This is a genomic window from Actinomadura alba (assembly GCF_014323705.1).
GTDB lineage: Bacteria > Actinomycetota > Actinomycetes > Streptosporangiales > Streptosporangiaceae > Actinomadura_C > Actinomadura_C alba.
Map to the genome: position 1 here is coordinate 305,266 of NZ_JABVEC010000001.1, position 12,746 is coordinate 318,011.

General features: G+C 68.6%; 18 protein-coding genes and 1 pseudogene. 9 read left to right on the plus strand and 10 right to left on the minus strand.

Annotation, left to right across the window (positions count from 1 at the left end):
* Positions 1-168: 168 nt before the first annotated feature.
* The 3 genes from HKK74_RS01485 to HKK74_RS01495 are packed head-to-tail and all read right to left on the minus strand — an operon-like array spanning position 169 to position 1,069.
* Positions 169-396, minus strand: coding sequence for a hypothetical protein (locus HKK74_RS01485; RefSeq protein ID WP_312881163.1), 228 nt, complete (start codon positions 394-396; stop codon positions 169-171).
* Positions 393-836, minus strand: coding sequence for a hypothetical protein (locus tag HKK74_RS01490; RefSeq protein ID WP_187241084.1), 444 nt, complete (start codon positions 834-836; stop codon positions 393-395). Before HKK74_RS01490 ends, HKK74_RS01485 begins: the two co-directional genes overlap by 4 nt.
* Positions 836-1,069: a hypothetical protein gene (locus tag HKK74_RS01495; protein ID WP_187241085.1), complete on the minus strand. Its 234-nt coding sequence runs from the start codon at positions 1,067-1,069 to the stop codon at positions 836-838. The genes HKK74_RS01490 and HKK74_RS01495 overlap by 1 nt, the downstream gene beginning before the upstream one ends.
* Before the next feature lie 148 nt (positions 1,070-1,217).
* On the opposite strand from HKK74_RS01495, the gene HKK74_RS01500 reads away from it, so the two are divergent.
* From HKK74_RS01500 to HKK74_RS41785, 4 genes and pseudogenes are all read left to right on the plus strand, one after another.
* Positions 1,218-2,048 (plus strand): helix-turn-helix domain-containing protein, encoded by an 831-nt coding sequence (locus HKK74_RS01500; RefSeq protein WP_187241086.1) that lies wholly within the window; start codon positions 1,218-1,220, stop codon positions 2,046-2,048.
* Positions 2,045-2,248: a DUF397 domain-containing protein gene (locus tag HKK74_RS01505; protein ID WP_187241087.1), complete on the plus strand. Its 204-nt coding sequence runs from the start codon at positions 2,045-2,047 to the stop codon at positions 2,246-2,248. The genes HKK74_RS01500 and HKK74_RS01505 overlap by 4 nt, the downstream gene beginning before the upstream one ends.
* 44 nt (positions 2,249-2,292) lie before the next feature.
* The gene (locus tag HKK74_RS01510) at positions 2,293-2,493 is read left to right on the plus strand and encodes a DUF397 domain-containing protein (protein WP_187241088.1); all 201 of its coding nucleotides are present in this window, start codon (positions 2,293-2,295) and stop codon (positions 2,491-2,493) included.
* 15 nt (positions 2,494-2,508) lie between these two features.
* Positions 2,509-2,670: pseudogene (locus HKK74_RS41785) on the plus strand (Scr1 family TA system antitoxin-like transcriptional regulator); the annotation flags it as partial.
* A gap of 43 nt (positions 2,671-2,713) precedes the next feature.
* Here the strand turns inward: HKK74_RS41785 and HKK74_RS01515 are convergent.
* The gene (locus HKK74_RS01515; protein WP_187241089.1) at positions 2,714-3,613 is read right to left on the minus strand and encodes an aminoglycoside phosphotransferase family protein; all 900 of its coding nucleotides are present in this window, start codon (positions 3,611-3,613) and stop codon (positions 2,714-2,716) included.
* 259 nt (positions 3,614-3,872) lie between these two features.
* Between HKK74_RS01515 and HKK74_RS01520 the strand changes: the two genes are divergently transcribed.
* The 3 genes from HKK74_RS01520 to HKK74_RS01530 all read left to right on the plus strand — a co-directional run bounded on the left by HKK74_RS01520 (position 3,873) and on the right by HKK74_RS01530 (position 5,546).
* On the plus strand, positions 3,873-4,436 hold the full coding sequence (locus HKK74_RS01520) for a hypothetical protein (RefSeq protein WP_222721737.1): 564 nt from the start codon (positions 3,873-3,875) through the stop codon (positions 4,434-4,436).
* 62 nt (positions 4,437-4,498) lie between these two features.
* A complete protein-coding gene (locus HKK74_RS01525) occupies positions 4,499-4,921 on the plus strand; it encodes a hypothetical protein (RefSeq protein ID WP_187241090.1) in 423 nt (140 codons plus the stop codon).
* Between the two features lie 178 nt (positions 4,922-5,099).
* A complete protein-coding gene (locus HKK74_RS01530) occupies positions 5,100-5,546 on the plus strand; it encodes an ester cyclase (RefSeq protein WP_187241091.1) in 447 nt (148 codons plus the stop codon).
* Between the two features lie 319 nt (positions 5,547-5,865).
* On the opposite strand, the gene HKK74_RS01535 is transcribed toward HKK74_RS01530, so the two are convergent.
* From HKK74_RS01535 to HKK74_RS01545, 3 genes are all read right to left on the minus strand, one after another.
* Positions 5,866-6,465: an SMI1/KNR4 family protein gene (locus tag HKK74_RS01535; protein ID WP_187241092.1), complete on the minus strand. Its 600-nt coding sequence runs from the start codon at positions 6,463-6,465 to the stop codon at positions 5,866-5,868.
* A gap of 79 nt (positions 6,466-6,544) precedes the next feature.
* A complete protein-coding gene (locus HKK74_RS01540; protein ID WP_222721738.1) occupies positions 6,545-7,573 on the minus strand; it encodes a 1-aminocyclopropane-1-carboxylate deaminase in 1,029 nt (342 codons plus the stop codon).
* On the minus strand, positions 7,570-8,241 hold the full coding sequence (locus tag HKK74_RS01545; RefSeq protein ID WP_187241093.1) for a GntR family transcriptional regulator: 672 nt from the start codon (positions 8,239-8,241) through the stop codon (positions 7,570-7,572). The genes HKK74_RS01540 and HKK74_RS01545 overlap by 4 nt, the downstream gene beginning before the upstream one ends.
* 61 nt (positions 8,242-8,302) lie before the next feature.
* Between HKK74_RS01545 and HKK74_RS01550 the strand changes: the two genes are divergently transcribed.
* The gene (locus HKK74_RS01550; RefSeq protein WP_187241094.1) at positions 8,303-9,130 is read left to right on the plus strand and encodes a HipA family kinase; all 828 of its coding nucleotides are present in this window, start codon (positions 8,303-8,305) and stop codon (positions 9,128-9,130) included.
* Positions 9,127-9,525 carry a DUF3037 domain-containing protein gene (locus HKK74_RS01555; protein WP_187241095.1) on the plus strand — a complete coding sequence of 133 codons (399 nt, stop codon included), beginning with the start codon at positions 9,127-9,129 and terminating at the stop codon, positions 9,523-9,525. The genes HKK74_RS01550 and HKK74_RS01555 overlap by 4 nt, the downstream gene beginning before the upstream one ends.
* A gap of 15 nt (positions 9,526-9,540) precedes the next feature.
* Here the strand turns inward: HKK74_RS01555 and relB are convergent, their stop codons facing one another.
* From relB to HKK74_RS01570, 3 genes are all read right to left on the minus strand, one after another.
* Positions 9,541-9,861, minus strand: a complete 321-nt coding sequence (gene relB, locus HKK74_RS38915) for a type II toxin-antitoxin system RelB family anti-toxin (RefSeq protein ID WP_312881165.1) — start codon at positions 9,859-9,861, stop codon at positions 9,541-9,543.
* Between the two features lie 147 nt (positions 9,862-10,008).
* On the minus strand, positions 10,009-10,851 hold the full coding sequence (locus HKK74_RS01565; protein WP_187241412.1) for a GNAT family N-acetyltransferase: 843 nt from the start codon (positions 10,849-10,851) through the stop codon (positions 10,009-10,011).
* 148 nt (positions 10,852-10,999) lie between these two features.
* Positions 11,000-12,583 carry an alpha/beta hydrolase gene (locus tag HKK74_RS01570; RefSeq protein ID WP_187241096.1) on the minus strand — a complete coding sequence of 528 codons (1,584 nt, stop codon included), beginning with the start codon at positions 12,581-12,583 and terminating at the stop codon, positions 11,000-11,002.
* Positions 12,584-12,746: the final 163 nt, after the last annotated feature.

Genomic DNA, 12,746 nt, shown 5'->3' on the forward strand with positions numbered 1-12,746 from the left:
CTTGTTGGGATGGCGACTCATGTCCCCTTCTCCAACGGATCATATCCATGGCGTTGAGTTAACTCAACACCCTGTCTTGTTCGATATCCAGTAGCAGGCCTATCTACCAACCGTCACCGACAGTTCACCAGTGGTGACCGAAGGGTCATCCGCGCCCGTCACCTACGGTCACGGCTGCGCCCTAGCGCGGCTGATCGCTTCGGCGAGCTCTTGCGGGGTGGCCGCCTCGACAAGCCGTCCCCGCTCGCCGATCGGTATGAAGGCCCACCACCGGCGGGAATGCGGTCCGTACCAGCACGGCAGGCCGAAGTGCTTCCGCAGAGCGGCCACCGCCGCAGCCCGCGCGGCCTCCGGCGGGACGTTCGGGTCAGGTGGCATCGCCCGGTCGTACGTCACGGTGCCCCTCGCCGTCTCGGGGTGAGCGCGGCGGCAACCCACGGCGTCAGCAGGACGGCGATCTCCCAGGCGGCTCCGACCACGTCGGAACACGGCGCGATCCGGTGTCCGAGCGACGACCGGAACCACCACGCCTTCCCCGGGCCCGCCACGACGGTCACGGTCTCGCCGACGCACGGCACCCGCGCGGCGAACACCCGCAGCGACGGCGGCGACTCCTCGTACCGCGTGAGGCTCGACCAGCCGGCGCGCCGCAGCTCACGGGCGAGCCGGTCGAGGTGACGGCGCATCCGCCATCTGGCGGCCCAAGGCGGTGCGACCGGTGCGCTCGGGGGCACGCGCACCGGCCGCACCGCCTCGGTCTTCCCCTGCGAGGCCGCACCCTGACGAGGGGGTGGTACGGCCTCGGCCGGTGACGGCGGCTCCCAGCGGTGCGCCATCACCGGGTCCCATTACGCTTCGCGGCAGCCCGGTCCCGTTCCTCCGCGAGTGCCTCGCGCAACTCGGCCGGAGTAGAGCGGATGACCGTCGGATCAATGCCGGCCATCGGGTCGTGCAGGCTCGCGACCCAGTCCCCCAGCCGCCCGTCGGACCGGACCGACCGCCAGATGCGATGGCCGGGGTGATCGGCGCGGAGCCGGGAAAGATCTTGATCGTCAGGGGACGCGCACATGTCCATCAAGGGCCTCGTGTCGGGGTGTCTGCCGGAACGTGGTGACCAGGATCACGTGGTTGACTACGCTCAGCCACATACCGGCCACACCCGCCGTTCACCCGCGCGACCACCATGATCCGGACGTGACCCAACCCAGGACGCCCCCATGTCTGACGACGCTCACGAATACACCCGCGACCCCTTGATCAGAGCCTTCGGCGCCGTGCTGCGCGCGCACCGCGAAGAAGCGGGACTGTCACGCGCGCAGCTCGCCGAGGCGCTCGGCTGCTCACCGCAGTGGATCGAGAAGCTCGAGACCGGCAAGAAGCCCTCCAAGGAATCCGCGATCGATCTCGACACCTTCTTCAAGATCCCGGCGCGGACCTTCCAGCGCATGTGGGAGGAGATCGAAGGCGCGGGACGACGTCCGGCGGCACCGCCGGGATTCCGACGGTACGTGGAGCTCGAGAAGCAGGCTTCGAAGATCCGGACCTTCGAGGCGCTGCTTATCACGGGCCTCTTCCAGACCGCGGACTACGCCCGCACGGTGCTGGCCTCGTTCCTGGCACCCGAGGCGGTCGAGCCAGCACTGGCCACGCGCATGGAGCGCAAGCAGATCCTCACCGGCGACCATCCCCCGCGCATGTGGCTCACGATCGACGAATGGGTGCTGCGCCGCACCGTCGGCGGTCCCGCCGTCATGCGCGACCAGCTCCGCCACCTGCTGGAGCTCGGCGAACACCCGCACACCATGATCCAGATCCTGCCGCGCCACACCACCGACCAGTACGTAGGGGCGCTGTCGGCCAGCCTCACCCTCCTCGGATTCGATGGCTCATCCGAAGTCGCCTACGCCGAGGCCGCCGGGCAGGGCAACCTGATCCAGGAGCCCCATGCCGTCGCGGACTGTGCCATAAGGTATGAGACGCTGCGCGGCCATGCGCTCTCGGTGGCGGAGTCGCGGCACCTGATCGAGAAGGTGATGGAGGACCTGTGAAGGACGTGTCGGCCGTCCAATGGCGCAAGAGCAGCCATAGCGGTGGAGATGGCGGGCAGTGCGTCGAGGTCGCGAGCCTCGACCCGGCGATCGCGGTCCAGGACTCAAAGAACCCCGGCGGCGCCAAGCTCACCTTCGACGCCGCAAGCTGGCGGGCCTTCGTCCACCGCGTCAAGGCGAGCGAATACGACCTGACCTGATCTTCGAAACGGCGCCAGATCGAGACAGCGTTGGAGGACCTGTGATGGACATGTCGGCCGCCCAGTGGCGCAAGAGCAGTCGCAGTGGCGCCGAGGGCGGTCAGTGCGTCGAGGTCGCCGGTCTCGGCCCCTCGATCGCCGTACGGGACTCAAAGAACCCCGGCGGCGCCAAGCTCACCTTCGACGCCGCCGACTGGCGGGCGTTCGTCCACCGCGTCAAGGCCAGCGAACACGACCTGCCCTGACCCTGAGAAGGAGCGCTGTCGGCCAGCTTCACCCTCCTCGGATTCGATGACTCACCCGATGTCGCCTATGCCGAGGCCGCGGGGCAGGGCAATCTGATCCAGGAGCCGCGTGCGGTCGCGGACTGTGCCGTACGGTATGAGTCGCTACGCGGCCACGCGCTCTCCGTGACGGAGTCACGGCGCGTGATACCAGCACGGTCCCAACACACAGTGGGATGCCTCAGCCTTCGTCCAGCACCGCCCGGATCACGTGCCGGGCGTTGTGCGCCATCGCCGGGTTCGTCTTCCGGTAGTACGGCAGCGCGATCAGCGCCTGCGAGAGCGTCCGCCCCCGGCCGCGGATCCAGGTCGCGTCGTCCACGCCCAGCGCCTCGCGGAAGACTTCCCTCGCATTGGCCGGCAGCAGATTCCACGCCGGGAACAGATCGCAGGCCGGATCGCCCACCCCCAGGCACCCGAAGTCGATTACCGAGGTCAGCCTGCCACCGTCCACCAGCAGGTTGCCCGGCATGAGATCAGCGTGCAGCCACACCGGCGGCCCGTCCCAGTCCGGGGCCCGCAGTGCCTCTTCCCATACGGCGGCGGCGGCATCGCAGTCGACGCCCTCCTGCGGGATCCCGCGCAGTTCCTCGATCGCCGCCCGGGTCTCCGCGTCGAGCGAGGCGACCGGCCCACCGCGGTGGGCCTGCGGCGCACCTGGCAGGGTGATGCTCCGCATCACCGCAACGAACGCGGCCAGATCCTCGGCCAGCAGCACCGGCTCACTCAGTGCCCCCGCCTCGGGATTCTCCCCCACCAGCCACCGGTACACCGACCACGGCCACGGATAGCCCTCGGCGGGCTCCCCATCCCCGAGCACCTCGGGGATGAGCGTGGGCAGGTGGGGGGCGAGTCGGGGCAGCCACGTCCGCTCCATCGACACGTCGTTGGCCCCGCCCTGCACCAGCGGCAGCCGTACGACCATGTCGTCGCCCAGCCGGTACATGGCGTTGACCGTGCCGCCGGACGGAAACCGCTCCACCGCCAGCCGCGCCCACTGCGGGAACTGCCCGGCGATCAGCCGCCGTACAAGGTCGTCGTCAATGGGGTGCATGCCGGGATGCATCTGCCCTGTGCTCATGGCACGTCATCCGACCGCCGGACGCCGACGGGCGTCAAACGCTTTTCCGACCAGCACTTTCGCAACACGCCCTCCTGTATAGAGCCTGTTTCAAAGTGAGGTCGGCAGCCAGTCGTTGAGGACGGCAATGTGGGGGTGGCTTCGTGGCGAACGGCGAGCTTGTCGAACCGGGTGGCGACTGTGCGGTGGCGTTTGAGCCGACTAATGATGCTCTCTCGAATGCGGCCATGGGTGATCGTTCGTCTGCCAGGATTCCCCCATGTCGGACACTTTGACGATCACGTACGAACGTATGGCTGCGGTCCTCCAGAGATCGGGCATGCTGTCGCGGGAGAGGGCGCTGGCCGTTCTCGCGCGGTTCGCCGAGTACGCGCACGACAGGCTGAATCCCTACGAGGTCGCATGCGCCCTTGAGGCCTTCGGTCTTGCGGTCTCGGTCCACGCGGACGACATCGACTATCTGGAGGAGGGCTACGCCAACCTCCTGCAGAGAGCGGCCGCGCTCACCGGCGGCGCGATCATCGTCGCCAACGTCCGGCTCCACGAAGGCGAGTTCGTCGCCGGGTCCCGCGACGACGTCCTGGAGTTTGAACGGAACGGTGAGCTCGTTTCCATCTCAGCCGAGCACTATTCGGACCAGTACTACGACCATTTGGCGGCCTGCGACGCCATCGACCACCTCTCCCCCGACAACGACCCCCGCTCGTTCCGCATCGTCGACTTTGAACGCGAGGAACACCGCCACTACGACAGCATCTTGGTCCTCGCCACGCCGGAGCAGGCGGAGGCGATGCGAAAGCACTTCGGCCTGGAATTCCACTGACTTCGAAACACGCCCAAGGGCCTGTCCCGTGGATCTCGATCTCGGGTTCTGGGAGAGCATCGATGGATGCGGCCCCCGTCCCGGAACTGAACCTGCTCAAGGAACTGCAAGAACGCATCGCAGGCGGGAACATCTCGCGCGGGTTCCACCTGACGGATTTCGGCGACACGTGCGGAATCGACACCTGGTCGGAAGATCCCGAGTTCCTCGACAATCTCCTCGCCTTCGCGAACGCCAACAAATCGGGTTCCATCTACGTCCTCTGGCGCATCGACCACCGCGCTGACCTGGCGACACTGCCCGTTGTGGTGTTCGGAGACGAAGGCGGGATCGGCGTCGTCGCGCGTAATCTCCGGGAACTGTTCCAGCAACTCACGTGTGACAGGACCCTCTACGTCGGGGACTACTCAGTCGGGTTCGGCGGCAAGAATGACTACGACGCAGAGCACGAGGCGACGTCGATGGCGCCCCTGAGCAATGCTTGAAATCGGTGAACGCACCTCACCTGGTCGCCCTCGTCCGCACCGGCGCAACGTTCACCAACGGCAAACTCGTCGAACGACCCGACGACGAGCCCCAACCCGAAGCAGCCTAAGTTCTTGATCCAACAGGTCTTGACTATTGCTTGCACAGCCAGTCGTCCACATGAGGAAGGGAAACCGGATGAACCAGGACGCGGCCACAGCGGCCGCTACGCTCTACCAGCGGTGGCTGACTGAACTATGGAACGGTGACCTGAACGACCTTGCGGCAGCTGCTGCAAGCTTGGTCAGCGAAGACTTCGTCGGGAACTGGCCAGGCCAGCCCGCTCTGGTCCGCGGCCCGGACGCACTGGCCGACATCGTTCGGCAAGGCCGCCTGCCCTTCACCGGTCTCACCTTCACCCCCCAGCTTGGCCCCATCGCCGCCGGAGACCTGGTCGCCGCTCGATGGACCGGCCGCGGCACCTACGTCGCCGGCAAGCACGCTCTGCCCGGCGCGACCGCGCCCGCCGGCACCCCCGTTGAGTTCTCCGGGCACGACCTACTACGGATCTCCGGAAACCGGTTCACCGAGTACTGGGTGATCTCAGAAGGTGAACATCTCATGGCTCAGCTCACCCGAGGCTGAAAACCACCCCCCGGCAACCACACGCCACCAAGATCCTGATCCACAGGTATTGACCATTGCTCATGGCGCCTTGGTAGATGCGTTCTCCCTTGTCAGCGCGGTCACGTGAATCTTCGACACCGTCGGCTGGCGAGCGTTCATCCGCCGCGTCAAGGCGAGCGAACACGACCTGCCCTGACCCCCCGCCGCAGGGCCCTTGAGGAACGGGCGGAACGTCGGAACAGGGCGGGCGTCTACATCGGCCTGGTGACGAACCCCCGGATGCGGGCCCGCAGATTCGGTGGTGCGTGGTGAGCGCGTAGCCGGCACGCGACAGACGCTAATGGTGGGTTGATCGTGGTTCACCGGAGTAGCGGTCCAAGCCCGCCTTCCAGCGTTTTTGTTGTTCAAGCCAGTGCACGTAGCGCGGAGAGGCGTCGCGGAGGTCGATGCTGAGGGGGTAGGGGTCGTACTCGTCCAGGAGCAGCCTGTGGAGGAATTCGACCATGCCGCAGGGAAAGAGAGTGAAGTCGTCTTGGGTGTGTCGGCCACAGACCAGGACGGGCCAGTTGTCGGGGTCGGGGTCGGTGGTCAGCCAGCACAAGATGTCGGGGCCCGAGGTGATGCCCCAGGCGAGGATGTGGTCCGGGTCGATGTCGAGGCCTTCTTGGCCGTCCAGCATCTCCCAGGTGTCACGGGCGTTCTCCGTCTCCTCCTCGAAGGTTCCGGGGTCCCACTGGATGTACTCCTTGGGCAACGGCATGAGGACGCTGACCTCGGCGAAGGAACCGGCGCCGTAGATGGACATGAAGGCCATGTAGTCACGCGGGAACCGCTTGCCCCACCGCGCCTCGGCCGCCGACCAGTCGATCTCCTCGTCTGCGCCGAGATCCGGAGGCAGGACCTTGGCCAGCGCTGATATACCCGTCGGGTCTTCCACGACATCCCTTCGATCACGTTGCTGAGAGCCTACGAGGTCGCACTGACGCACGCCGCAAGAAGGGGCACCGGTCACCCGATCACGGGAACAGCGTGCGGTAGCCGTCGAGAGCCGGCTGACCGCCGAGATGGGCGTAGAGCACGTTCGAGCCGGGCTCGATCTCGCCGCCGGCGACGAGGCCGATCAGCCCGGCCATCGACTTCCCCTCGTACACCGGGTCGGTGATCATGCCCTCCAGCCCGGCGACGAGCCGCATCGCGTCGAGCGTGCCCTCGTCGGGCACGCCATAGGTTCCGGCGTGGAAGCGCTCGTCGAGCACGATCTCGTCGTCGGCCAGGTCGCGGCCGAGACCGATCCGCGCGGCGGTGTCGCGGGCGATCCGGGCGATCTGTTCCCACGTCTCGCGGGGCTTGGCCGACGCGTCGATGCCGATGACGCGCCGCGGGCGGCCGTCCAGCGCGAAGCCGGCGATCATCCCGGCCTGGGTACTGCCGGTGACCGAGCACACGACGACGGTGTCGAAGAAGACGCCGAGTTCACGCTCCTGTTCGGCGACCTCACGCGCCCAGCCGGCGAAGCCCAGCCCGCCGAGCGGATGGTCCGAGGCGCCCGCAGGAATCGCGTACGGCCGCCCGCCCGCCTCCTCGACATCCTGCAGGGCCCGCTCCCAGCTCTCCTTGATCCCGATCCCGAACCCCGCCTCGACGAGGCGCACCTCGGCGCCGAGGAGCCGGGACAGCAGGATGTTGCCGACCTGGTCGTAGACGGGGTCGGACCAGTCCACCCAGCTCTCCTGCACGAGCACGCACTTCAGCCCGAGCCGCGCGGCCGTCGCGGCAACCTGCCGGGTGTGGTTCGACTGCACCCCGCCGATCGACACGAGCGTGTCGCAACCCTGGGCGAGGGCGTCCGCGACGAGGTACTCCAGCTTGCGCGTCTTGTTGCCGCCGTAGGCCAGCCCGGAGTTGCAGTCCTCGCGCTTCGCCCACAGGCGCGCGCCGCCGAGGTGCTCGGTGAGCCTCGGCAGGGGATGCACGGGCGAGGGGCCGAGCAGCAGCCGCTCGCGGGGGAAGGAGTCGAGGGTCGTCATCGGGTCCGCGGTGGTCATGTGGTCTCCGTCTCGCCTTCCCGCTCGAGCAGTTCGCCGAGCGTTGTCCAGTTCTCGCGAGTCAACGCGACCGCCGCCACCACGTCGCCGGCGGCGCAGGCGTCGATGAGCCGGTCGTGCATGGCGATCGACCGCCGGCCGGGCAGGGAGGCGAAGCGCAGCCGCTCCAGCCGCCGGATGAGCGGCAGATGGCGCTCGATCGTCGAGGCGAGCGCCCTGTTGCCGGTCACGCCGACCGGCACGTGGTGGAGGGCGTCATCGGCCGCGAGCGCCGCGGCGACGTCTCCCGCGTCGAGCGCGGCGGCGAACGCCGCGTTGGCCTCGCGCATCCGCCCGATGTCCGCCTCGGACATCACCGGGACCGCCTCGCGCACTGCGAGCTCGTGCATGGCGCACACGACGACATGGGCATCGCGCACGTCGCGCACCACGAGCGGGGTGACCCGGGTCCAGCTGTGCGGCTTCGCCTCGACCAGCCCCTCGTCCGTCAGCCTGGCCAGAGCCTCTCGCACGGGCGTACGCGACAGGCCCACGCGCTCGGCGAGCTCGACGTCACGGATGATCTCGCCCGGTGCGAGGTCGCCCGCGACGATGGCGTCCCGCAACAGGACGTACGCCTCGTCCCGCAGCAGCGAGCGGTCGACGCGTCTCAACGGCGATGAAGGCATGCAATATATTGGATATCGAAATTGCCACGTGTGTCAACCACTCAGCCGGTACCGTGACCGCGTGCTCCCTTTCGTGACCGCCACCCGCTACGTGACGCCGCTGCGTGAGGGCGGCTCTCTGCCCGGAGTGGTGGAGGCCGACGACCTCGGCACGTACGTCATGAAGTTCACCGGCGCCGGGCAGGGCCGCAAGGCCCTCATCGCCGAGATCATCGCCGGTGAGCTGGCGCGGCGGCTCGGCTTCCGGGTACCCGACCAGGCCATCGTCGACCTCGACCCGGTGATCGGCCGGCACGAGCCCGACGAGGAGGTCCAGGCGCTGCTCAAGGCCAGCACGGGCTGGAACCTCGGGGTCGACTTCCTGCCCGGGTCGCTCGGCTACGACCCGCTGGGCTGGACGGCCGAGGCCGCGTGGGCCAGCCGCGTCCTGTGGTTCGACGCGTTCATCGCCAACGTCGACCGCAGCTGGCGCAACCCGAACATGCTGGTCTGGCACGGCGACGTCTGGCTCATCGACCACGGTGCCAGCCTGTACTTCCACCACGCGTGGGCGAACGCGGGCAAGCTCATCACCCGCCCCTACGACGTCGACGACCACGTGCTCACGCGATTCGCCACCCGGCTGCCCGAGGCCGACGCCGAGTTGGCCTCGCGAATGACCGAGGAGCTGCTGCGCGAGGTGGTCGGGCTGGTCCCCGAGCGATGGCTGGACGGCGAGCCGGGGTTCGCCGACGCCCAAGCCGTCCGGGACGCCTACGTGGAGCAGCTGCTGGCGCGGGCCGCCGCTCCGCGCGCGTGGCTGCCGGGCGTCGGCGACGCGGGCGCCAACGGTCGTACGCCGTCGTCGCGCACCGGCCGGCCCGAGTGGCTCGGAGGTGGCGCGGCGTGAGCGGGCCGAAGGGTGGTGGCGGCGCCGTGTACGAGTACGCGGTGCTGAGGGTCATCCCGAGTATCGAACGCGGCGAGACGGTGAACGTCGGTGTGCTGGTCTACTGCCAGACGAAGGACTTCCTCGGCTGCCGCACCCATCTCGCGGAGCGGCGGCTGCTGGCCCTCGACCCGCACCTCGATCTCGACGGTGTGCGCGCGGCGCTGCGGGCCATCGATCTGATCTGCTGCGGCGGTGAGAAGGCCGGCCAGGCGGCGAAAGAGCCCCCCGGCCGCCGGTTCCGCTGGCTTACCGCACCGCGCAGCACGATCGTGCAGCCCGGCCCGGTGCACGCGGGCGTCACCGACGATCCGGCCGGTGAACTCGACCGGCTCCTCGACCGCCTCGTCCGGTGAGGCAGGTGAGGCCGGTCAGCCGACGGCCATCCGCTCGGTCCCGAAGTCGGCCACGAGCTCGAGGCGGCCGCCGAGGGCGATGATGTACCGCGAGATCACGTCCACGCCGACATCCGTGACCTCGCCCCGTTCAATCTGGCTGACCCGGCTCGCCGTGACGCCCATGGCGTCGGCGACCTGCGCCTGGGTCATCCCTCGCCGTTGCCGCGTCTCAGCGAGCCGGTGACCGCGAGCCTGGGCGAGCAAGCGGTCACGGCCTTCGGCGACCTCCTGCGCTCCCACCCTGGCGATGTGCTTGTGCTTGATGTCAGCCCACCGCTTGACGCCGTCCACCACCGATCACTCCTCTTCCTTATTCCGGTCGAGCAGATATCGCGCATACCGCCGCTCGGCGATAGGAACGTTAGCCGGTTGCCGTCACTTATTGTGACCGATAGTGCCGAATCTGTGATGTCCGGCAAGGCGGCCGGTGAGCGGTACGGCTCAGAAGAGCACGGACATGAAGGAGTCGACCTCGGTGAAGCCGACCCGCTGATAGGCGGCCCGCGCCCTGGTGTTGTAGTCGTTGACGTACAGCGTGACGGTCGGTGCGATCTCCCTCAGCGAGGCGCGGACCAGCGCGGCCATCCCCCGCACCGACAGGCCGCGGCCGCGCAGGTCCGGATCGACCCAGACGCCCTGTACCTGGCAGGCGTGCGGCGTGACGGCGCCGATCTCGGCCTTGAACAGAACGCGGCCGTCCTCGATCCGGGCGAACGACCGGCCGGCCCTGATCAGCTCGGCCACCCGGGCCCGGTAGAGCACACCGCCGTCGCCCGAGTGCGGTGAGACGCCGACCTCCTCGGTGAACATCGCCACGCAGGCCGGATAGATGATGTCGAACTCCTCCATCCGGACCCGCCGGACGGCCGGATCGGGCTCGATCATCGGCGGTACCGAGGTGGCCATCACCGGCTGGTTCGCGCGGACGGCGCGCGGCGGCCCCCAGTAGGGCGAGAGCGCCTCCCACATCTCGGTGACCGCCTCGACCGGGCCGACGATCGAGGAGCACCGGCGGCCCTGCGACCGCGCTCGCTCGGCGAACGCGCGTATGGCGTCGGAGGTGGCGGCGATCGGGATCAGGTTGGCGCCGGAGTAGCAGAGCGAGGCCAGCCGGCCGTCGCGCGCGTAACCCCACATCTGCGCGCCGAGGCGGCCCGGATCGAGCCCCACGGCGTGCACCCGCGAGCTGACGAACACGTTCGAGACGGGGGCCGAGTCCAGGAGATCGAGGACCTCGTCGCGGTACCGATCGTCGAGCACCCGTACCGGCAACGCACCCAGCATGCGCATGGTCCACCCGTCCCTGGATGTCATCGACGCCACGGCTACAAGAGTAGGACCCGGAGCCCGAATCCGGTTCACCGGTATGCCGGAGGCCCCCGCCGATTCGACGGGGGCCTCCGGGGTGATGCCGCGACGCGTTACGCCCGGATCATGGACGGCCGAAGATCACCTCAGCACGCGGTGAGCCGCCCGCCGACTTGGCCCGCATGGTGGCGGCGGTCGGGTCGGGGTCCGGCAGCGCCGCGCAGCTGACATCCGGACCGTTACCTGGCCGGTCCGCCGGCAGGGCGCCGGTGGACAGGTAGGCGTTGACCCGGTCGTCGAGGCAGGCGTTGCCGTTGAGCGTGTTGGAGTGCGTCTTTCCGCCGACCTCGGCGATCAGACGGGACGGCAGCACCTTGTGCATCTGCTCGCCGCCGGGGTACGGCGTCGCGCCGTCCAGGGTGGACTGGACGAGCAGCGCCGGCGGCATGCCCTTGCCGTTGATCTTCAGGGCGGGGCCGCCCTTGACCGGCCAGAAGGCGATCGGAGCGTTGAACCAGACGTTGCCCCAGGTCTCGAATGTGACGCCGGCCTTGTAGAGCTTGACCGCGTCGCGGTGCCACGTGCTCCATTTCCGCGGCCACGGGGCGTCGACCGCCTGCACGGCGAGGTAGACCGCGAAGCCGTTGTCGTCGGTCGACGCGATGTAGTTGTCGAAGAGGTAGACCAGCTTGCTGGAGTCGCCGTCGTTGATCTGGGCGGCGAGCGCCTCGGCCGGGGCCTCGTACCAGCCGGTCGAGTAGCCGGCGTTCAGCAGCGTGTCGGTGAGCTCCGCGGGTCCGACCCTGCCGCCCAGCGGCTTCTTCTCCGCCTGGGCGAGCAGCCTGTAGTAGGCCTTCTCGACGGCCGCGGCGGTCTTGCCGAGGTGGTAGACCGAGTCGTACTTCGCGATCCAGCCGAAGTACAGCTCGATGTTGCGCTCGAACGCCTTGTCCTGCTCCAGCTGCGCGTCGTACCAGACGGTCCGCACATCGACGTTGCCGTCCAGCACCATGCGGCCGACCCGCTGCGGGAACAGCGTCGAGTACGTGGCGCCGAGATAGGTGCCGTACGAGAAGCCGTAGTAGTTGATCTTGCTGACGCCGAGCGCCGCGCGGATGGCGTCGACGTCGCGGGCCGCGTCAGTGGTGCGCATGTACGGGAGCAGCCAGCCGAACTTCTTGCCGCAGGCCTCGGCGTACGCCTTGGACTTCTTGATCCAGGCGAGCTCCTCCTTCGCCGACGCCGGCACGTAGTCGGGCCGCACCGGGGCGGAGAAGTCCGGGTCGCAGGTCAGCGCGGGCTTGCTGGCGCCGACGCCCCGAGGGTCGAACCCGATGATGTCGTACTTCGCGGCGGTCTCCGGAGCGAGCCAGCTCGCCAGGCCACCGGAGAGGTAGAGGCCGCTGCCGCCGGGACCGCCCGGGTTGCCGAAGAGCACGCCCCGGTACTCGGAGTCGGGCGCGGTGTGCTTCACCCGAGAGATCGCCACCGAGATCTTCTTGCCGTGCGGCTTGCGGTGGTCCAGCGGCACCTCGACCTGCGCGCACTGCGCGTTCTCGAGGTAGGGATTGTCGGCCGGGCATTGGGTCCAGGCGACGGTCTCCTTCGCGCGTGGCGCGGAGCCGCCCGAAGCCCCTGCCGGAACCGCGAGGGCCAGGGTGCCCAACCCCAGGCTCACCGCGGCTGTGGTGAGTACGAGCTTCTTCACGAAACCCCCTTGTCGGCGCGGGCGCACCAATGCGCCCGCGTGCTTGCCGACGGCGATTGTGCTGCCGATGGGCGATTTCGCGATAGATGTCGACCAAAGCTATGCAAAACCGTGATATTCATTCGGAAACTACCAGGGCCGCGCCCCCGTCTCCGGGGGAGCG